Here is a 21,511-nt window from a genome sequence, read left to right on the forward strand (position 1 = left end):
AGTGGCTAATGGTCTTTAACTATTTTATTTAACTCACGATATTTACTGGGAGATATAGCAAATTTTTTTTTAAATGCTTTTGAAAAGGCTGACTTATCGTAAAATTGAAGTTTGTGTGCAATTTCAGTTACGGACATATTTGTTTGTAGTAAAAGATGTTTGGCCTCGGTGAGTTTTACATGTTGAATGTAGTAGTTGATAGAGAAGCCAAGCTCCTTTTGAAATAGCTTAGTCGTATAAACAGCATTTAAATTTAAATTTTGCAAGATGCTTTGTCGGCTTAACTTTTTATAACGATGGGAATCAACATAATAAACAGTCAGAGCCACTTGTTTTGATAGATGCTTGAAGTCTATGGCATTGTCGATTTCATCGATGAATGAAAAAAAGGTAGTAACAATGTCGTTTAATGTATTTTTAAAATTTTCTGTAGAACACTCGGTCTGATTTAAATAATTGATAAATAATAATCTGAGCTCTAGAAAATTAATACAATTCAATTTATTACTATAACTACTGGCAGTTAAGTCGCTAGTTAAGCCAATCAAAGAATTGGTTAGCACTTCAGAGCTAATCCCGGTCAAAGAATTATTTTTAATGAAGCAAGAAATTTTCTTATGAGCATGAGAATAGTCGTGAATTGAGAAAAAATATATTAGGTCATGTTCTAGCAAAGAAAAAGATAATATAAATTTTTGATCATTTGGCGACAGGTTTAATGGACTTAAGATTACTCTTTTCATATTGAGTTCTCCTTTTTAGAGTAAATGTTAAAAATTGATTGAGCAGGTACAATATTGATTAACTTGGTACAACAGTACTTGTAAAAATATACACTTAAAGATTACAAGATGATATGATGTACAGGGTTAATTGTTAAGATGCACATATGTGCATCTTAACAATTATGACTGAAATTTTATTTTTTAGCTTATCATAACACGGAATAAAAAAAGATTACTGAATTAGGAGGTTCTTTTATGAGTAAAAAAATCTATGTCGGGGAATTGAAAACACATTACAAATTGGTTAAAAAGGGAAAGTCTTGGGTAGTAATAGGCATTACAACTTTCTCTGTCGGTTTGAGTGTGCTTTTCACTAACTATTCCATTCATGCGGATAGTGTGGATGTTGAAAATGATAGTATAGATTCAAGTGTCACTGGTACAGAGTTCCATACGGTTACTTTAAAATCTAGTGTTACAAAAAATAATGATAGTAATCTGAATGAAACTAATGAGGGTAGCCAAGAGATTACTAATGTGACAAGTATCGCAGACAGTCAAAGTTCAAACAATGCGGCATCTAGCAAAGAAGAAAGTGGTAGTAGGAATAAGACCACATCGACAATTGCAAGTTCAGCAAGTACCACTGACAGTAAAAGTTCAAGCAGTACGGTATCTAGCGCGGAGCCAATAGCTGATAGCTAAAATATTGACAACAGTAAAGCTGTTTCAGTTACTCAGAGTTCAGGAGTTAGTGAGAATGAAAAAAGTACTGCCGAAAAACCAACTATTTCAAAAACAACTGCTATGAGTAGTAACAGTAATTTAGTTGAGTCAAAAGTTACTACGAAGTCTGATCAAGTTGTGGCACTGAAAACTAAAGCAGCTATACAACCTAAGGCAGTACAAGGTGAAACAGGAACATGGGGAACGGTAGATTGGACCTATGATAATAGTACAGACACTTATACTTTCGGTGGTGGGATTGCTGGGACATCAGGTGCACCATGGCCGCAAAGCTCTAATTTAATATTTACTGATAAGGTAACATTACCGACTGATTGCAGTAATTTATTTTTTGGCATTCAAAGTATAAAGGGAGAGACCTGTTTAGATACGTCACAAATAACTAATATGTATAGCATGTTTAGAACGGCTAAAGTAACAAATTTAGACTTAAGTTACTTTGATACATCAAAGGTCACAAATATGAATTGTATGTTTGATAGTTGTAACAGTTTGACAAATCTAGATTTAAGTAATTTTGATACATCAGAAGTAACCGATATGAGTAATATGTTGAAAAATCTTATAGGATTAAGAAAATTATTTTGGGACAAATACGGGTTCTATCAGCTGATGCAAATTTCCCCAATATTATAAAGACAGAAACATATTCCGGTAAACGGCAATATGTACAAGATATAGATGGCAGTGTTATCAAAGATGGTGCTACGTATACTTCGGCTGAATTGAATCAAGAATTACCTGCCGGTACTTATGAATGACCAAAATTGGCGATCATCTATACAAAAGATACCCATTATATTGCGGGGCCAAATAATGGGCAATGGCAAGTTGAAGACAACTTTATTAGTGCTATTACTGGTAATGGTGAGACGTTAAGTGTTAATGATATGACCGTAACTTACGGTAGTGCGGGCCAACCAGATTTAAGTAAAGCTGGTACCTATACTGTGACTTACAGTTATACTGATGCTAGTGGCAATAAAGTAAGTTAAATGGCAACAGTCACGGTAGTTGCCAGTCAAGTAGGGATCAAAACGAATAATAGTACATTAATGGCAGGTCCGATGACTAAATGGCAAGCTGAATATAACTTTGTTAGTGCCACGGACGAGCATGGTAAGGCGTTAGATTTCAGTAAAGTGAAGGTCACGGAGAGTGTTGATCCAACGAAGGCTGGTACTTATACGATTACGTATAGCTACACCGACGGTGCAGGCAATGTAATTAAAGCCACGGATACGGTGACAATAATTTCTCAATCAGGTCTAAGCACACCAGCGAAGCCAGGCGAACCAAGTAAGACGACAATGTCAGATGAATATAAGTTGCACAGGAAACCAACTAAGAATCAATATGTGTCTCACAAGTTACCTCAAACTGATGAAACTAATCAGCAAGTAGTATCGATAAGTGGACTATTAATGTTAGCTGTCAGTGGCATATTGAGAGTTCTTGGGATACGGAAACGACAGGATTAAGATTAGGTGGGGCTATGTTAGAAGATAAAGACATAAAATTTCAACTTGAAATTTTTGAAAAATTATTACAAATACGCCGTCATATCGATCAATTGTTGACACTGGAGTTAACTGAAACAAATTTATCTATGAGAGAGTGGGAGCTACTGATGTATGTTAATCAACTTCAGAAGACTAATATAAGTAAACTAGCCAGACTATCGAGAATACAAAAAACATTAGTATCCAAAAACATTTGGCAATTAATAAAACTAGGATTAGTTCAGTCACAAGTCAATCAAAAAGATCGGCGACAGCTCAACATTTCAATGACAGTAGAAGGTCAAAAACAAACAAGGACGATTGAAAGACAAGTTTACCGTAATTTAAAGAATCCGCAATTAGCTGAAGAGCTAATGGGCTTGTCAAAAAAGTCATGGAACTAAGTCGTAAATTGAATTGAATTAGTTCAAAAAATCAAATAAGAAATTGTGACTAAATTTTTCAATAAAAAAGACCATTGATGGATATACTCCTACCAAGGTAGACAAGCAAATAATTAAAGTTTGTCTATTTAGGAAGGAGTATTTTTCATGGGCCGAAAAGGTTCAAGGTATAGCCTGAAAGAGAAACTCTTCTATATTAGATTGGTGAAGGAGGGTGTATCGGCTAAGTCAAGCCGCCGAGAGTACGGTATTCATGATTCACAAGTAGCACAGTGGATCATGCGATATGATGACGGTGGGCCAGAAGCACTGAGTGGTCGTCGACATCGACGCGCGTACTCAGAAGAACTCATGCTTGAAGTGGTCTAAGCATATTTAGCAGGCGGAACTTCATATCCACAACTAGCCAGACAATATGGTATTCCAAATCGTTCCGTTATCTATCAGTGGGTTAACCGGTATACTAGTGGTAAACCACTCAGAGCCAATAGGAGGGCCTCCCCAATGAAAAACGATAGGAAAACCAATCAGATTGAACGAATCGAAATTGCACAAGGGACCATTGCCAATGAAATGAACTACGGCGCCGCGACCACTCACTTCAATGTGTCTTATAGTCAAGTGTATGCCTAGGTCAAGAAATTCAAGCAAGGCGGCCCCGACGAACTCGCAGACCGTAAAGCTAAAGAAGATAACGGTAAATTTACTGAATCAGAACTTAAAGATCTTGAAATCAAACGCCTTAAAGCACGGCTAGAACGTGTCTCTACGGAGGTCGCGGTTTTAAAAAAACTCCAAGAGTTCGAAAGGATAGATGCACTTCAGAAGAAAAATATCAAACCGTTCAAACACTCTCACAAAAAATAAATCCCGACACTAATCAACCGTATGGCATCATTTTTATGTGTAACTATGTCGGAATCTCTTGTGCCGCATACTACAAGTAGACTCACCTTGAAGATGGTAGTCATGACTTTAACCCTGAACAGCCGAATATTACCTGGTTGACCGATTGTAGTGAGCTTTGATGGCACAACGCCTGCGCTAAAAGCAACCCATGGTGTCAAACCTGAGATTTTACACTCTGACCAGGGATTGGCCTACACATCAGGTGCATACAACACGTTTAGATAGAAAGCTTCTGGAGCCAATTTAAGACCGATGAGTTGGCATTCAAGCAAACACTCTCTGAAATTGAGCTCGTTAACATCATCAAGAAGGACATCAATTGGCATAACACGGCAAGACGCCAATTGACACTAAACGGCATGACCCTGGAAGAATACCAGAATCATGCCGTTCAAGGAAGTGTATAAGATTTTAATTATTTAATAGTCTACTTGACACGGAGTCACTCCTTCATAGTACCGTCCTTTTAGTTTCGATAAATGATAGTGATTGTGACATGGTAATGCATTGTAAAATAAATTTCATCAATCATATGATAAATTATTTATAGTTATTAATAGTACCATGAATTACTACAGGCCATACTATACCCTTAGAGCGAAATTCAAAAAAATTATGCTGATCACTTGTGATGGTTATATGATATCTTTATTGCATATTAATCATAAATATTTTGGAGAATTTGGATTGGAAAGCTTTCTTCAAAAAACGTTTAAATAGGTTTAGATTATATGAAATGATAATATAGTAATTGAGAAAAAATTATAAATTTTTTATTTCAGACAAATTTGAATCATAAAATGAAAGCTTTCTAAATAGCAATTCATACCAATAGTTTAGATTACTGATTAGTTGAGATGTTATTTTTTGCTTCAGCATTTAATCAAGGGGGATGGAAGTATGTTAAAACACCAGAAGTTAAATTTAAAATTTGAAATTATATCTAGTGTTTTAGTAATGTGTTTTGTTTTAAGCGTATTTATGCCAGTTTATGCAGATAATGATGCAGTAGGAACTACTAGAATTAGCTTTGTGTCAAGAACAAATCCTCAGAGACGACCTGAATCTAGTAGAAAACAACCTTCAAAAATTAAACATCAAAATAATATGATTTTACCACAAACTGATGAAAGTCAAGATAGTGTTTATAGTTGGATTGGCTTAAATATTATAGGGGTTATTATATTCGCAAAACTTTTTTTATATTCTAAACGATGATATAATAAAATTAATCATATTGTTAATGATTAACCATAGGATATACTGCGATTATCATTTTAGAAAGTAGGGGGATTTATATGATTTCAAAAAAAGAATTAATTATTGCTACTGGTTTAAGTCTTGCATTGTTTACTCTTAATACACCAATGATGGCAAATGCTGATAGTACCACAGCAACTGGCCAAGGTGATACAACAGTAACGTTTACCGCACCTACAACGGGTAGTTTGGTTTTAAATAAAGTACCTAGTTATGACTTTTCGTCGCATGAATTGGCCAGCAGTTACAGCGGATTTACTGCAACTGGTTCACAAGCATATGATGTTACGGATTTGACAGGTGGAAATACAGGTTACACAATTACGGCGAATGCAAGTACTTTGAAAAATGGAGCCAATGTTTTACCTGTCAGTACATTCACAACTACTACAGCAGACGGTGTTGCTGACGCTACAACCGGGGGTAAAATTTCCGGTACTAGTGCTGCTGTAAATATTTATCAGACCGCGAATACGGTAGCAACTGGTAATGAGAACTCAAATGGGAACCTTACCTCGGGTACTACAGGCGCAACCATGGCTTTGGCAACAGCGAATGGCGTCAAAGCAGGAACATATAGTGGCACCATAGATTACAATATTTCTACTAATTTGGATTAACAATGAAAAGTATGAGTTGTAAGCAAGTCTCTTCTTTTAAATGTGGAGGCTTGATCATAAGAATGTCTTTGATGTTTTTTATTATTATGCTTGGCTTCTTTTTACAGACAGCCAAGGCTTGGGCTGATACGGGAGCTGAATTCAGTGTAACTATAAATAAAAATAGTTATCAGGCAGATAACAGTAAGCCATACTTTTATTTAAAGATACCACCGAAAACAGCAACTATGTTATCTCTAAACATAATTAACCAGAGCAACCGGGTTAATAATTATACCGTAACAGCTAATCGCGCCTTGACGAACTCAAATATGTTGATTGATTACTCGCCGATGAAGGCAGTTGCTGGATCTCATTTATCAAAAGATTTAGATTTCAACAATTTTATATCACCAAAAAAGTTATCTGTTCAAGTAAAAGCACATAGCAGTAAAACTATTAAATTAAATCTTAAAATGCCCGCGAAAAGATTTGAGGGGATAATATTAGGGGGCATTTATGTTCGTAAAAATATTACCCAGAAAATAAAAAATGGATATACTAATCGATTTAATTATGTAACTCCCATTCTATTGAAACAGAATAATAACAAGGTAGTTCCTTCTTTAAAATTAAGAAAGGTCAGCTTTGCTACTCAAAATTTAACTTCAACAGTTAATGTAAATTTATCAAACGTAAACAAGGCATATGTGGACGATTTAAAAACCCATGCCAAAATTTATCGTCAAAGTAAAAAAGATAAGGTTATTATTGATGATAAACAGATTAATCGCTCAGTGGCTCCTAACTCAGATTTTGTTTATCAAGTGCCTGTATCAGGTCAAAGTTTGAAACCTGGTACTTATGTGCTGGATTTTAAGGTTACATCAACAAAAGAAGCTAAGGAGTGGCACTGGATTCGGACTTTCAAGGTGTCACCGGAAAATGCTCAAAAAGCGGCAACGGTTTCGTATAAAAGAATGGGAGTTCCTAATTGGATTTGGACCTTGTTAGGGTTATTGCTATTAATATTATTAATTTTGGTTTATCTTTTGTTGAAAAAGAGGAGAAAAGATAAGGATTAGTTTTTTGGAGGAGCGGAAACTAGATGGTTAAACGATTCTTAATACGATTGGGTATAGCGATGGTCAGCCTAGTTGGTTTTTGCTTTTTAGGTGTAAATCTTCAAATAGTTAAAGCAAGTATTACAGTATCGGGTAGTAACTACACTGTTACAAGCGGTAATGATCTGTTTAATTTATTAGCTAATACTTCATCATATTGGTCAAGTAGCAATATACCGCCCGAAAACATGACAATTAAAGTGGCTAATACAGTTACTTTGCCAGCAAGTGACTCAACATTGTATAGTGGACTGAAAAATGTCACCGTTGACTTTCAACAACACCAGTTTTACGTTTCTAGTCCAACATCATCGCGGATTTTAGTTCCTAAAGCAAGTAGTGCACAGTTAACATTGTCTAATGTTAACAACACCAGCAACAGTACTAGTAATAGTATTAGTAATGTTCCAAGTCCGTCTGGTAATGGAGTAGGAAGTTATTATTATAATACCTATTATGGAATGTTGTTTTCAGCTGATTTTGGTTTGTCGGGTGGGACAACTGATTGTTCAGCACAAATAACATACAATAATGTCGTTTATGATATGCCTAACAGTGTTGCATATAATCAACCGTTGACTACTTACTTTGTTCCAATAAATTTTACTGGAAATAATACAATTAATACCTCTGTTAGTGGTCAACAGTTAGGAGAAATTCCCAATATTAAAGTAAGTTCCGGCACAACGACATTAAGTGGTGGGGATGGATCTGCAAAATTTGCTGGTGCGATGATCTATCCATATTATAATAATTTAAACAGTAAAGTTTTTCCCATTGATATTTCATCGGGGTCAACTCTGAATTTAGATAATAAAGATACTGGAGTTCCTATGTTTGCATTTATAGGAACAAATAATGCGGTAACCATTAATAATAATGGAACATTGAATGCAATTTCCACTGGTACCACGTCTTCTACCACATTATTTGGTACAGGGACAAATGGTGTAACATTAAATTCCAATGCTGGTTCAAAAACTAATATAAAAACTGGTACTGCTGCTTTTAATTCAAAAATGAGCACAGTAAAATTGATTGGTAATTTTGCAAATACTTCTAGTACAGTGATTACTTCAACTAATTCTTCACCTTTAGATAATTCGAGTTCATGGGGGAATAATAGTTTAATGACCGTAAGCACTGGAGCAAAATTAGCAACTTATAGCGGTGGCTTCAATGGTGGGGGATTAACTAATAATAGTACGAGTACGATTCCTTTTAACTTTGTAGGTGGTAGCACTTCTCAAGGCTATACATCTACTGACGTTCCATCTGATGCTGATAGCTATCTGGTATTGACACCTAATGATTCTGTTTTTAATACTTTTGGAAGCACTGTAGATTCGAGTAAGCTAACGGCTATAACGGATAATGCAATGCTTATTTCATCACAGTTAATAGGAACGGAACTTGGCAGCGGGACTTATAATTGGAATTATGGGCTTGATAAATTGACAAGTAGTAGTCAGTATCTATCGAGAACTTCTGGAGATACTGTGAAATTTCGGGTGATTGATACTCGCGCGGCTAAACCTAATTTTTCAATCACTGCTTCGTACACTGAAAAACAACTCGGACAACCATTTACAATGTGGTTTAGGAACGGGATGACTGAAACTCAGCTATCAACTAATGCACAAACGGTTTTGTCTAGTAACAATATGTCGGCTAATAACAGTGTTTATACTGCTACTTTTGATTCTGATTCTGGTTTATTGATTAAGGCAAATAATAAAGCTAAATCTGGAAGCTTTAGTGGGATAGTAGATTGGACCTTAAGTAATGGTTTATAAATCTTTTTGTTAAGCATTTATATCAGTTGAACTGAGCACACCAGTGAAATCTGGTAAACCAATTGAACCAATTACATCAGTGGTATTGGGTAAACCGGTTAGGTCAAGCATATCAGTGAAGTCAGGCAAGCCCAGCAAACTGACGTTGTTAGATTGAGATAAGTTGTACAAGGAAATCGACTGGGAATCAATATGTGTGTCACAAGTTGCCTCAAATTGATGAAACTAATCAGCAAGGATTATCGATAAGTAGAATATTGAAGCTAGCTGTCAGTGGCATATTGGGAGTTCTTGGGATACGGAAACACCAGGATTAAGATGAGGTGGGGCTATGCTAGAAAATATAGACATAAAATTTCAACTTGAAATTTTAGAGAAATTATTAAAAATACGCCGTCATATCGATCAATTGTTGACACTGGAGTTAACTGAAACGAGCTTATCTATGAGAGAGTGGGAGTTACTGATGTATGTTGGTCAACTTCAGAAGACTAATATAAGTAAACTAGCAAGTCTATCGAGAACACAAAAAACATTAGTATCCAAAAATATTTGGCAATTAATAAAACTAGGGTTAGTTCAGTCACAAGTCAATCAAAAAGATCGGCGACAGCTCAGTTTTTCAATGACAATAGAAGGTCAAAAACAAATAAGGACGATTGAAAGACAAGTTTCCCGCAATTTAAAGAATCCACAATTAGCTGCAGAGCTAATGGGCTTGTCAAAACAAGTCATGGAACTAAGTCGTAAGTTGAATAGAATTAGCTTAAAAAATTAAATAAGAAGTTGTGACTAAATTTTTTAACAAAAACTGGAGTGTGAAAATCTGTGAATTTTCGCACTCCAGTTTTGGGTCTCTGTCAACCGGTGTTGATGAAGTTATATTTAGGAGGCTGTGACATAAGTCTCTAGAAACAAAACAGGTCTGGAAAAATCTTCGGATTTTTCCAGACCTGTTTTTGATATAATAGAAAATAAAAAAAGAGCATCGGTCGCACCCGATACTCTACGAAATTATCCTCGAAAGGACATTCCTAATATGCAAGATTATTATAACATGAATCAAACCACTTTGAGTATCGCCTTGGATTACCAACCAGAAGAGCATCGTCCTGCTCGTTACATCAACCAGCTTGTTGAGAGTTTAAAACTAAAATATGATTACCAGTTTGGCCGTCCGCGGGAATATAACCTCGGTGCCATGTTAAAACTGGTCCTTTTAGCATACTGCTATGGCATTTTCAGCAGTCGTAAAATTGAACGGTTTGCCCGTGAAAACAAGCCAGCTGGGTGGTTAATTGCCGACCAAATTCCGTCCTACCGGACGATTTGTCGCTTTAGAATTTCTGATGAACTGGCCACTTTGACAACCGATAGCTTATCACAACTAACTCAATATCTTCGTCAAAATGGCATGATTGATGATGTTTCATTTATTGATGGAACTAAGATCCTAGCCGACGCCAACAAGTATAGTTTTGTTTGGAAAAAGAATACGATACGATTTGACAAGATGAATCGCGAGAAACTCGTTGACCTGTTGCGAGCTTCATGAAGCTAAAATTGTCGGTGAAATTCCGGCAGGATCAGAGCTGACTCCCGAACTATTGGATATCATGATTAGCAAGGTTGAGGATCACTTAGTGGTCCTTAATGAAACCGTGGAAGCAACTAAGCAGGTTTCCCCGAACCCAGCCAAACAGCAACGCCGGACTGTTAAATCACAAAAACGTAAGTTGGACAAACGACGTGATAAAATGCGTGAACACCAAGCACAGCAAGCAAGCTATGGTCAGCGTAACAGTTACTCTAAGACGGATCACGATGCCACCTTTATGCGGGTCAAGGAAGATCCGATGCAAAACGGTCAATTAAAACCTGCCTACAACGTTCAAATCGCCACGAGTAATCAGTTCATTACGGGATATCGGCTTTTCCAAAATCCAACCGACACACGAACCTTACAACCGTTTATTGAACATTTAAAGGCCAACAATGTGTTAGGTCACACCATCGTTACCGATGCCGGATACGGTTCCGAAAGTAATTATCGGTACTTGGAAGATGAATTCGGTCAGCATACCGTTTTAATTCCATACGGCACAATGCTTAAAGAGAATAGTCGAAAATGGCAAAGTGATGACCGTAAGGTTATGAACTGGGACTATCATGAAAAAGATGATTATTTTATCAATCCGCAAAACGTCCGGTTTAATTTTAATGCTTATCGTCAACGGACTGATAAGTATGGTTTTACCCGTGACTTTAAAGAATACATTGCCGAAAAGTATGATGAAAATCATCAACTAATTGCCGCGGCACTAACACCAAAAGGATATCTTAAAAGGATTTCCGTGAACGAAAATTGGGAATATTTCAAATCGAAACAACGAGAATTACTTTCAGCTCCAGAAACTGGTTAGATTTACGCTCAATGTAAGATCGATGTTGAGCCAGTTTTTGGCAAGATGAAGGCTTCTTTACATTTCAATCGATTCTCGGTGCGAGGTTTCGACAAGGTCACCAAGGAAGCCGGAATCGTAATACTGGCGTTAAACATTATGAAACTGGTCACGGTAGGGACCAACTTTAAAAATCAAAGGCGTAAGCAAGTGGGACGAGAAACCAAAATTCGGTTTCTCGTCCCATTTGCTTATACAGAGGCTAGTTATGTCACAGCCTCCTGTGCGGCTTGGTAGGTTTGTCGAAACTGTTGGTCTAGATTTAAACCGGCTACGACTAATTGCTCTTGTGTCATGCGATTTTTAATATACACAAACCATTGGGACTTGCGCTTTTCGAGGCCGTCATAATCTTTTAAATATAACCGCCAATAATATTTAAGCACTCGGTATTCACGACTCTGAGGGTTAAAGCGTTTCATGAGTTGGACCCGAGTTTGATTCAAAGATCGTAAGGCCATTTGAACAAGGTGAAAGCTATCCGCGACCAGTTTGGCGTGCAGAAAGAATGTTCGAATCGCGGGTTGATATTGAGAATTAAAGTCCATCACAACCCGAGTTACGCGGTCACGATGACGTTTAGAATAATGATTGAGAAAAAAGTCTTTAATATCGGCATTCTTACGTCCTGGTAAAATTGTAATGATGTCGTGGGTTTGGGCATCCACCGCAATAAAACTCATTTGTTTATCAGTTGAACGAAACTCGTCGATACAAAGCATCGTTGGTAGTCCGTTGAAAGCTGGTTGGGTACCTTGTCCGAGCAACTTTATTCGGCGACTAATCGTATTGGTCGAGACATTGTATTGAGCCGCAATACTCGCCATCGTACGGTCTTCAGTTAATGATAGATCAATGGCATGCAGACTGTTTTCAGATATTTGATGATGTTTTTAACCAGCGTAGTCGTTGTTAAACTACTTTTACCACAATTTTTACAGATAAATCGCTGCTTCTTTAAGTTAAGGATGGTGACCCGTTCGCTAATTCTAGGAATTCTGATGTGAACGGTCTTAAAGCCATCCTTAACCATGGAACGTTTGCCACAACGTGCGCAAACAGTAACCGGATACGTTAGCTTCGCAAGCACTTGTAAGCTTCCGTTAGTAGCTCCTTGAACAACTAAATCAGTAATATTTGGGTCTTTAATTTGGAGCAGCACTTTAGTAGAATGGTCTTGGAACATATCTGACACTCGCTTTCAATTGGTTTTGGTCGACTTGATTGTAGCACAAGCCGATATGTCCTTTTGTTGTACATAAAAATGGTATTGATGGATTTTATCCATTAACACTAAATATCATAGGCCCCAAACTAACTTCCATCAACAATCAGTATATGTTGACGTTACGGCGTTTTGTATTCAATTCGACGTAACATGAAACTCATTCAATTTTTTCCTGTTTAATTGTTCAGATTAAGGTGAAAAAATTCAGAATTGTTCAAATGGAGGGCAATATGGTAAGTCGAGATGATCGTGTTTTACACATACTTAAGATATTGAACAAACACCCCAGAATTAGTGTGAAAAGACTAATAGAACTAACTGGCGAAAGCGTTTCTACAATGCGACGCGATCTAATTGTTTTGGAACAGTCGGGAAAAGTCAAAAGGACATTTGGAATGGTCTCTTTATTGGAAAATACCAATATTGAATTTGCGTCACCTTTTCGATATCGGACGCATGTCGAAGAGAAAAAGGTAATTTGTCGATTATTAGCAAGAAGGGTTATCAAAGATAATCAAGCACTGTTCATTGATCCGAGTACAACGACGGCGTATTTACCGAATTACTTATCGGAGCGACAAAACGTCAAGGTGATTACCGACAATCTGCAGTTCGCGATTGCTGCTAATCAAATGACAAATTTAAATCTATTCTTAACTGGTGGTTCGTTACGGCCTAATTCCAATTCATTATTGGGTAATCATACAATTCAAGATATTGCGATGTTTAGACCGCAGTTAGCAATTGTTTCTTGTAGCACGTTGGATAATACGGGAGCGTATATTGCAGATATGGATCAGGCAGATGTTAAGATTGCGATGATGAAAAGTGCTCGTGAAAGCATTCTTGTTGCAGACCACACTAAGTTTCAGTCTGTTAATTCTGACTATATTCGGTTAGCCAGCTTTCCTGCCTGGTCAAAGATTGTGACTGATAGAGCACCGAAAGATCAGTTTTTAAAACATATGGCGGCACTCGGTGTTAAAGTCATTTACCCGGGGTCTAAATAAATTTAGTGAAATAATAAATATCGGCCATTAGTTTGTATCACTATATAGTGAATACAGACTAATGGCCGATATTTGCGTTATGCTTAGCGATCAGTGCTGGGGAGCGTCTTATAATAATTTTTATACTTCTGATAAAAGAATGTTTTGTTCTTAATTCCGACTTGTTCCATGATTGTAGCGATGGGTAGTGAGGTAGATGCAATTAGCGTGTGGGCTTGAATTAGTCGTTGCCGAGTTAGAACTTCACTAAAAGTTTGGCCAACTTCAGACTTGAAGATGTTACTTAAATAATTTTTATTATAATTATAGCGATTTGCTAATTCCTCCAAGCTTACGGTCTTATACTCTTCGGCAATTGCTTTTAGGACCTTAATGGCTAGCAGACTAGATTTATTTTCTTGATGAGGGCCATTCAAAGGATATTCACGAACCAATTGGACCAGTAAAATTGATAAATAGGATTTAATAATGCTGTTCGAAAAATCACGCTTTAAATAATACTCATCGATGATCCGGTCTAAAGTTTCCTGGACTTCGGTATTACGCTTTTTGGTAAATACGAGGTAGTCCCGCTTATGGTTACTATCTTCAATAACTTGACTGAGCAAAAAGTCATAAAAAATGTTATTGCTTCTACGAAGGTCATTTAACAGGTTAATACTGATGTTTTTGGTTCTGAAAAGAATGTTTATTAACAAATCATTATCACCTAAAGCCTTGATTGAGTGCGTTGATCCTTCATCTAAAAGCAATAAATCACCGGTATTTAGCGTTATCTTCTTATCATCAACAATTTCAGTTGCATGACCTTGTAGCATATAGTTCATTTCCAAAAAAGTATGAGTGTGAGTTGGATAATCTGCATAGCGATTATGACGACTGATATAAATGTCTTTATTCTTAAAAAAATAATTTCTTAGTACGCGTCCATGTTCCTTTAAAGAAAGCTCCTGGTTAATGGCATAGGGTGGCATGTCTTCAACGAAACAGTGAGACGCTTTTTGCTTTTCTTCAATCAACGTTGTTTGCTTTAAAGCGTTCAAAATACGTGTGTTCATTCACAATCCTCCCTGTAAATATGATACTAATGTACCTTTTAAGAGTTATTGTAGCACCTTAATGGTGGCGGTTACAATGTGCTTGTAAATAAATGAAAACGCTTACCAAAAGGAGGGTATTTAAAATGAGTAATAACCAAAAAGAATCACACGGCTCAACAATTGCCGTATCAATTACTAATTTTTTGGATTCTGGGTCAATTGTTGCTGGTGCAAGTGGTTTAACACTATGGACTAAAGCCTTGGGATTATCAAGCTTTCAGGTTGGACTACTAGGTGCATTGAGTGCCAATGCATTTGGTTCTGCGATTGGGGCTTTGATTGGTGGTCACTTGTCAGATAAATATGGTCGGAAAGTTATCTATACCTATGACATGCTTGTTTATATGCTAGGGACGATTATTGTGGCAGCCTCAGTTAATTTTCCAATGTTATTAGCCGGCTTCCTGATTACTGGGATTGCGGTCGGCGCTGGGGTTCCTGCATCGTGGACTTATATTTCAGAAACGTCAGAATCAACTAATCGGGCGGAGAACATTGGTATTTCACAATTCGCTTGGTCATTAGGGCCCGCCATTATTTTTGCAGCCGGTGTTGCCTTATCGCCACTAGGTGTCATGGGTAATCGGATCTTATTCATTTTCTTAACAATTGTTGCCTTTATTGCATGGCGTCTTCAAAGTAAATTGGACGAATCACAAGTCTGGGTTGAACAGAAACAACACGAGCGGGCGACTGGTGAGAAGCCACATCCATATCGTGACTTATTCTCAAATGTCATTAACTTAAAGTCATTGCTATTTTTAATTGGTGTTTACATGTTCTGGAATCTAGTTGCCGGTGCAATGGGCTTCTTTATGCCATACGTTTATGAAACTGCTGGTGGGTTAACAAATCTACAGGCCAACTTACTGCAAGCCGTCCTTTGGATCTTTACCGCAGTTGCCACTTATGTTGGTTTTGCCCGCTATGGTGATCGTGCTAATCACCGAATCTTCTTTGCAGTTGGGGCTGCAATGGCCGTCGTTTCTTGGGTTGTCCTGACATTTGCCGGGATGAACTGGACTAGTCTTTGGATTTTCGTTGCTGTTTGGGGCATCTCCGCAGGGATCGGGGCTCAAGCGTGGTACGCACTATGGGCGACTGAATTATTCCCAACTAAGTATCGTGCAGGCTCTCAAGGCGTGATGTTCTTCGTCGTCCGTGGCTCAGCTGGTATTTGGTCAATTATCTTCCCAACTATTCTGACGACGATGGGCTTCAAAGCTGCCGGAACATTTATGATTGGATTATTGTTAGTTTCATTGATTATCGGGGTCATTTGGACACCTCAGACTCGCGGCAAATCACTGGAACAAATTACAAAGGAACGTTATGGTGACGAATTTGACGAAAGTGACGCCAAAGATAAACAGACACCGATTAATTCAAATGCTACTGGAGATGTGAAGTAATGAAATCTTATATTGCCGTAGACATTGGCGCTTCTAGCGGGCGTTTAATGCTCGGTCAGCAAAAGCGTGGCCAGCTAACGTTAAAGGAAGTGCATCGTTTCTCCAATGGATTTGCGATGAAGGATGGTCATGATCGCTGGGATGTTGATCATTTAATCCATGAAATCTTTAAAGGCCTTGAAAAAGTCAAAAAGATGGGGATAAAGGATGTTGAGTTAGGAATTGATACTTGGGCAGTTGATTATGTACTTGTCGGTGAAAACGGACATAAATTGGAGGATCCAATTAGTTATCGTGATAAGCGGACACATAATGCGATCCAACAGTTAACTAGCGACCTACCCAAAGAGTACATTTACGAAAAGACTGGCATTCAGTTCCAAGACTTTAACACGCTCTATCAATTGTATAAAGAGAATCATGATTTATTGGCTAAGACGGACAAGATTATGATGATGCCGGATTATCTCGGATATGTTTTGACGGGTAATGCAGTTACTGAAATCACGAATGCCTCTACCACTCAGATGTTGAACTTGCGTGTCGGTTTATTTGATAAAGATTTGTTAGGCAAAGTCAACGTGTCTCAAGACCAATTTCCACGACTAGTTGAGTCCGGATCGGTTCTGGGAAATGTGAGCCACAAATGGCACACTCAATATGATATTCCGGAAGTTGAAGTTGTGACGGTCGCAACCCATGACACGGCCTCGGCGGTTGTTGGAACGCCAGGTGAAGGTGATCGGTGGGCATTCCTTAGTTCAGGAACATGGTCACTACTAGGAACTGAGTTAAATGTGCCAGAAAATGGATTACAAGCATTTCATGAGAACTATACGAATGAATGGGGCGCATACGGGACTTACCGATTCCTAAAAAACATTATGGGGTTGTGGGTTGCCCAATGTGTTCGTCATGAACTAGGTGATCAGTATAGCTTTGGTGAACTGGCTGACTTGGCGCAACAAGTAAGACCATTCCAACAATTCATTGATATCAACGATGAACGCTTCACTAATCCCGAAAATATGATTAAGGAACTCCAGGATTATTGCCGTGAAACAAAGCAGACGATACCGGAAACACCGGGTGAATTATTCCAGGCAATCTATTCTAATCTGTCTTTGTTCTATGCCAATGAATTGAATAAACTTGACCGTATCTTGGGCTACCACATTGATACACTGAATATTGTTGGTGGCGGAAGTAACGTTGCTCTGATGAATCAGTTAACGAGTACCCTGGCTAATATCAAGGTTGTGGCGGGTCCGAGTGAAGCCACTGCAGTTGGAAACATTATGGTTCAAATGATTACTAGTGATGAAGTAGAGAACATTGGAGCGGGCCGGCGGTTGATTGAAACGTCATTTGATCTAAAGCGGTACTTGCCGGAGACCAATAAGTATGGCGACATTTTAAAAGAGTATCAACGATTTCTAACAAATAAATCTAAGGAGATGGTTTAAATGGTTCGGTTAGGACAAGTGATGTATTTACACAAAGACGCCTACGAAGAATATGCTAAACGGCACGCGGAACTATGGCCAGAAATGAAGACGGCGCTTAAGAAGTATGGTGCAACGAATTATTCAATTTTCTTAAATAAATTAACTGGCCAAACCTTTGCTTACCTTGAGGTTCCAGACGAAGCGACTTACAACGAGATCGCTGAAACTGATATTTGTAAAAAGTGGTGGAAATATATGGAGCCGTTGATGGATACAAATGAGGACAATAGTCCAGTCACGACTGATTTACAAGAAGTCTTTCATTTAGATTAACCTGAATTACTTATTGAATACGAGGAGGAAATACTAATGGTTAAAACTGACGAAGTCGAAAAAGCCTATCAAGTTGCAAAAGAACGTTACGCTGAAATTGGTGTTGATACTGAAAAGGCCATGGAAGCACTAAAGAAGGTCAAGTTGTCTGTTCATTGTTGGCAAGGTGATGATATTCATGGTTTCTTGAACCCTGATCAAGAATTAACTGGTGGGATCGGTGTTTCGGGTGATTACCCAGGTATTGCGCGGACTCCAGATCAATTAACTGGTGACTTGCACGAAGCATTATCATTAATTCCTGGGAGTCATAAAGTCGCTTTGCATACTTTGTATGCGGTTACAGATAAGAAAAAAGATTTTAACGAAGTTGGTCCGGAAGACTTCAAATATTGGGTAGATTGGGCTAAACAAGAAGGTATTGGCTTAGATATGAATCCAACCTTCTTCTCCCATCCAATGGTTAAGCATAACTTTACGTTAGCTAGTCCTGAAAAGTCAGTACGAGACTACTGGATTGAAGTTGGTAAGAAATCGCGGGAAATCGCAAATTACTTTGGGCAAGAATTAGGCCAACAATCGGTTAATAACTTCTGGATTCCAGATGGTTTTAAAGATAACCCAATTGATAAACAAGCACCACGGGAACGGTTGATTGAGTCCCTAGATGAAGTCTTTGCCAAGAAGTACGATGAAAAGAATACGATCGAAGCTGTCGAAGGTAAGCTGTTCGGTACGGGGATTGAATCTTATACGGTTGGCTCCCATCTGTTCTATAACAACTATGCCATCAGCCGGGGCAAACTCTGGACGATTGATGCTGGGCACTGGCACCCAACGGAAGATGTTTCGGATAAGTTCTCTGCTTTCATGCCGTTTGGCAAAGGATTAATGTTGCACGTTTCACGTCCAGTTCGTTGGGACAGTGACCATGTTGTAATCTTTGACGAAGCTTTACAACGGATTACTCGGTCATTGGTTCGTGATAACGAGTTGGAACGGACTAACATCGGTTTAGACTTCTTTGATGCTACGATCAACCGAGTATCTGCATGGGTTATCGGTGCGCGGGCAACGCAAAAGGCCTTATTACAAGCGATGTTAGCACCAATTGATGATTTGAAGAAAGCTGAATTAAACTACGACTTTACGAAGCGGTTGGCGGTTACTGAAGAATTGAAGTCCTTCCCATTTGGTGCTGTTTGGGATGAATTCTGCTTGAAGAACAATACACCAGTAGGAACTGATTGGCTTGATGAAATTCATAACTATGAACAGAAAGTCCAATTCCCTCGGGACAAAAAAGTAGTTACGGAATAACGACGGTTAGTTACAACAAAAATTAACAAGAAAAGGTTGGCAATGATTATGACAGACTTTATTGATTCACCATATGTACGTGATATGGCACAAACAACGGAAAATTTATATCGACATGGCTGGGACGAACGGAATGGCGGCAACGTGAGTCTACGACTGACTAAAGAGGAAGTTGAAGCCTATGCTGGTACGGATAAAGTTTTACGTCAGATTCCAATTAAATTTGATGCCAGTGAATTAGCGGGCAAGTATTACTTAGTTACGGGAACTGGCCGGTACTTTAAGAATATGGTCGAATTTCCAGAACGTGACATGGGCTTGATTCGAATCAGCGAAGTCGGCAACAGTGTTGATTTAATGTGGGGCTTCAATGATGGTGGTGAACCAACTAGCGAATTTCCATCACACTTAATGAGCCACATTGCTCGGTTGAAGCAAGATCCTGATCAACGGGTTATCATGCATTGCCACCCAACTAACTTGGTTGCAATGACCTTTACGATTCCGTTGTCATCTAAGCGGTTCAGTCGGACGCTATGGAAGATGCATCCAGAATCAATCGTTGTCTTCCCAGAAGGCGTAGGCGTTATCCCATATATGTGCCCAGGAACTAATGAAATCGGTGAAAAGACGGCTGCTAAGATGGCCGACTACCGGGTAGTTGTATGGCCACACCATGGCGTCTTCGCAGCTGGTGACTCTCTGGATGAAACTTACGGGTTAGTTGAAACAGTTGAAAAGTCAGCATTAATCTACACGACGATTCGTGAACAAGGTGGAGAAGTCTTGCAATCGTTGACCGACAAAGATTTCCGTGACTTAATCAAGCGTTTTGACTTGAAAGCCAATGAAGACTTCTTAACACCAGATGCAGTCGGAGCAACGGTTGACTAAGTTTGGCCTGAGAAGAGGGTTATCATGGCAGTTACCAAGTTAGTGATGCCCAATCATGATTGGCTAAAACGATGGTTATTTCTCGGATTATCACTCCTAATTAATTCGATTGGTCATGCATTAACCGTTGTTATGAACTTGGGCAGTGCAGTATGGACAGCTTCAGCAGTAAATCTGTACCATCTATGGCCACTAAGCTTGCGAGCGACATTGTTTACTTGTGGTGTGCTGGTGGTTACTATGAATGCTATCTTGATTCACCAAATCATTTGGCGACGTGTAATCGGTAATTTGTTATTTACTTTACCGTTCAGTTTCTTGATTCAATGGTTTACTGACTTGATTCAGCGGAGTGAGATTGCAGAATTACCGTTGGCATTACGAATTGTCATCGATGTGTTTGGTGTGCTATGTGTTGCTTTAGCGACATCAATTTATCAACGCGCAAACTTAGTTCTGCATCCGAACGATGACTTTATGCAGATTATACGGTTCCGCTATGTGCATGGAAATGCTACAGTGGCGCAAATAGTTCACTATATACCACCGATAATTATTATGATGATTACGTTTGGCGTTAGTGGGCACTTATGGGCCGTCAATGTTGGTACCGTTATTTGCTTGTTCTTTCAAGGCACGTTCATTGGTTTCTTCGATAAACATATCTTTCTTAATTTAAAGCATTACGGATTAGATACGATGCAACGTAATTGATTTTTAAATGGGGGTCTGAATCTCTTGGCGAGGTTTGGATCTTCTTTTGTCTTTTATACAGAAATTTTTGCTTAATGAGGTGTGAGTATGCAAGGTAAACGACCAGATTTAGATCAACGAATTCAGAATGCAGTGTTTGGGTTACCCTTAGTGAGACCCGATGAACAGCATCGTTGTTTAGGTACTTTTTATGAACGTATTGAGTTGCGAATTTCGTTTGCTGAAGCGTTAAAGTATAACTGTAGTGGCGTCTTACAGCGCCTTTTGAAAGAAAACAGCAAATATCAATTGTTAATAAATGGTCAGCTTGATATGGATATCATGGGGCAATATATTCAATCTGCAAAACAAAATGGTGTGTTATTTGCAATTAGAAACAGTCAGTATTACCGTGCAGATTCGAATAGTGCTGCAGTTATTTTATGTGCTGATCATGCTTTGAATCGGGATACAGTAGATGTGCTAGAGCGTTATCCACAATTAAATAAGGACGTATGAAACAAAAATAGTAGTGTGAGGCGAAG

At 38.3% G+C, this 21,511-nt stretch carries 21 protein-coding genes and 3 pseudogenes; 21 read left to right on the forward strand and 3 right to left on the reverse strand.

Translation table 11 applies throughout. The features are described from left to right. Positions 1–5: 5 nt before the first annotated feature. The gene (locus tag E5260_RS00305) at positions 6–743 is read right to left on the reverse strand and encodes a helix-turn-helix transcriptional regulator (protein ID WP_003642868.1); all 738 of its coding nucleotides are present in this window, start codon (positions 741–743) and stop codon (positions 6–8) included. 237 nt (positions 744–980) lie between these two features. Here E5260_RS00305 and E5260_RS00310 point away from each other — a divergent pair, with 237 nt between their 5' ends. The 13 genes and pseudogenes from E5260_RS00310 (at position 981) to E5260_RS00370 (ending at position 11,765) form a co-directional block, all read left to right on the forward strand. Further along, positions 981–1,430 carry a KxYKxGKxW signal peptide domain-containing protein gene (locus E5260_RS00310; RefSeq protein WP_003642867.1) on the forward strand — a complete coding sequence of 150 codons (450 nt, stop codon included), beginning with the start codon at positions 981–983 and terminating at the stop codon, positions 1,428–1,430. A gap of 102 nt (positions 1,431–1,532) precedes the next feature. Next, positions 1,533–2,108 carry a BspA family leucine-rich repeat surface protein gene (locus tag E5260_RS00315; RefSeq protein WP_003642866.1) on the forward strand — a complete coding sequence of 192 codons (576 nt, stop codon included), beginning with the start codon at positions 1,533–1,535 and terminating at the stop codon, positions 2,106–2,108. 131 nt (positions 2,109–2,239) lie between these two features. Continuing rightward, entirely contained in the window at positions 2,240–2,467 is a 228-nt protein-coding gene (locus E5260_RS00320; protein ID WP_003642864.1) for a bacterial Ig-like domain-containing protein, read from the forward strand. Then, positions 2,468–2,953: a bacterial Ig-like domain-containing protein gene (locus E5260_RS00325; protein WP_003642863.1), complete on the forward strand. Its 486-nt coding sequence runs from the start codon at positions 2,468–2,470 to the stop codon at positions 2,951–2,953. Between the two features lie 14 nt (positions 2,954–2,967). Then, the gene (locus E5260_RS00330) at positions 2,968–3,378 is read left to right on the forward strand and encodes a MarR family winged helix-turn-helix transcriptional regulator (RefSeq protein ID WP_003642862.1); all 411 of its coding nucleotides are present in this window, start codon (positions 2,968–2,970) and stop codon (positions 3,376–3,378) included. Between the two features lie 147 nt (positions 3,379–3,525). Further along, a pseudogene (locus E5260_RS15585) lies at positions 3,526–4,245 on the forward strand (helix-turn-helix domain-containing protein). A 299-nt stretch (positions 4,246–4,544) separates the two neighbouring features. Next, positions 4,545–4,694 (forward strand): hypothetical protein, encoded by a 150-nt coding sequence (locus E5260_RS15325; RefSeq protein ID WP_022638785.1) that lies wholly within the window; start codon positions 4,545–4,547, stop codon positions 4,692–4,694. 493 nt (positions 4,695–5,187) lie between these two features. Beyond that, a complete protein-coding gene (locus E5260_RS00345) occupies positions 5,188–5,505 on the forward strand; it encodes an LPXTG cell wall anchor domain-containing protein (protein ID WP_003642858.1) in 318 nt (105 codons plus the stop codon). A gap of 80 nt (positions 5,506–5,585) precedes the next feature. Beyond that, positions 5,586–6,167, forward strand: coding sequence for a hypothetical protein (locus E5260_RS00350; RefSeq protein WP_003642857.1), 582 nt, complete (start codon positions 5,586–5,588; stop codon positions 6,165–6,167). Between the two features lie 62 nt (positions 6,168–6,229). Next, a complete protein-coding gene (locus E5260_RS00355) occupies positions 6,230–7,231 on the forward strand; it encodes a DUF916 and DUF3324 domain-containing protein (RefSeq protein ID WP_225442956.1) in 1,002 nt (333 codons plus the stop codon). 23 nt (positions 7,232–7,254) lie between these two features. Continuing rightward, complete coding sequence (locus E5260_RS00360; protein ID WP_003642855.1) at positions 7,255–9,066, forward strand: hypothetical protein; 1,812 nt, start codon at positions 7,255–7,257, stop codon at positions 9,064–9,066. Positions 9,067–9,397: 331 nt separating this feature from the next. Continuing rightward, positions 9,398–9,844: a MarR family winged helix-turn-helix transcriptional regulator gene (locus E5260_RS00365; RefSeq protein WP_003642854.1), complete on the forward strand. Its 447-nt coding sequence runs from the start codon at positions 9,398–9,400 to the stop codon at positions 9,842–9,844. 261 nt (positions 9,845–10,105) lie between these two features. After that, positions 10,106–11,765, forward strand: a pseudogene (locus tag E5260_RS00370) (IS1182 family transposase). Here the strand turns inward: E5260_RS00370 and E5260_RS00375 are convergent. Further along, positions 11,741–12,714 (reverse strand): annotated as a pseudogene (locus E5260_RS00375) (ISL3 family transposase); the annotation flags it as partial. The pseudogenes E5260_RS00370 and E5260_RS00375 sit on opposite strands and share 25 nt — an antisense overlap. Positions 12,715–12,986: 272 nt before the next feature. On the opposite strand from E5260_RS00375, the gene E5260_RS00380 reads away from it, so the two are divergent. Then, positions 12,987–13,766, forward strand: coding sequence for a DeoR/GlpR family DNA-binding transcription regulator (locus E5260_RS00380; RefSeq protein ID WP_003643590.1), 780 nt, complete (start codon positions 12,987–12,989; stop codon positions 13,764–13,766). Positions 13,767–13,849: 83 nt separating this feature from the next. On the opposite strand, the gene E5260_RS00385 is transcribed toward E5260_RS00380, so the two are convergent. Next, on the reverse strand, positions 13,850–14,824 hold the full coding sequence (locus E5260_RS00385; protein WP_003642944.1) for an AraC family transcriptional regulator: 975 nt from the start codon (positions 14,822–14,824) through the stop codon (positions 13,850–13,852). A 125-nt stretch (positions 14,825–14,949) separates the two neighbouring features. On the opposite strand from E5260_RS00385, the gene E5260_RS00390 reads away from it, so the two are divergent. The 7 genes from E5260_RS00390 to E5260_RS00420 all read left to right on the forward strand — a co-directional run bounded on the left by E5260_RS00390 (position 14,950) and on the right by E5260_RS00420 (position 21,485). Continuing rightward, complete coding sequence (locus tag E5260_RS00390) at positions 14,950–16,278, forward strand: MFS transporter (RefSeq protein WP_003643588.1); 1,329 nt, start codon at positions 14,950–14,952, stop codon at positions 16,276–16,278. Then, the gene (gene rhaB / locus E5260_RS00395; RefSeq protein WP_003642942.1) at positions 16,278–17,744 is read left to right on the forward strand and encodes a rhamnulokinase; all 1,467 of its coding nucleotides are present in this window, start codon (positions 16,278–16,280) and stop codon (positions 17,742–17,744) included. The genes E5260_RS00390 and rhaB overlap by 1 nt, the downstream gene beginning before the upstream one ends. Further along, entirely contained in the window at positions 17,745–18,059 is a 315-nt protein-coding gene (gene rhaM, locus E5260_RS00400; RefSeq protein WP_003642941.1) for an L-rhamnose mutarotase, read from the forward strand. 36 nt (positions 18,060–18,095) lie between these two features. After that, positions 18,096–19,379 carry an L-rhamnose isomerase gene (locus E5260_RS00405; RefSeq protein ID WP_003642940.1) on the forward strand — a complete coding sequence of 428 codons (1,284 nt, stop codon included), beginning with the start codon at positions 18,096–18,098 and terminating at the stop codon, positions 19,377–19,379. 42 nt (positions 19,380–19,421) lie between these two features. Continuing rightward, on the forward strand, positions 19,422–20,273 hold the full coding sequence (rhaD, locus tag E5260_RS00410) for a rhamnulose-1-phosphate aldolase (RefSeq protein WP_003642939.1): 852 nt from the start codon (positions 19,422–19,424) through the stop codon (positions 20,271–20,273). A 24-nt stretch (positions 20,274–20,297) separates the two neighbouring features. After that, positions 20,298–20,987, forward strand: coding sequence for a YczE/YyaS/YitT family protein (locus tag E5260_RS00415; protein ID WP_003642938.1), 690 nt, complete (start codon positions 20,298–20,300; stop codon positions 20,985–20,987). 87 nt (positions 20,988–21,074) lie between these two features. Further along, the gene (locus E5260_RS00420) at positions 21,075–21,485 is read left to right on the forward strand and encodes a YueI family protein (RefSeq protein ID WP_003642937.1); all 411 of its coding nucleotides are present in this window, start codon (positions 21,075–21,077) and stop codon (positions 21,483–21,485) included. Positions 21,486–21,511: the final 26 nt, after the last annotated feature.

The organism is Lactiplantibacillus plantarum, from assembly GCF_014131735.1.
Taxonomy (GTDB): domain Bacteria; phylum Bacillota; class Bacilli; order Lactobacillales; family Lactobacillaceae; genus Lactiplantibacillus; species Lactiplantibacillus plantarum.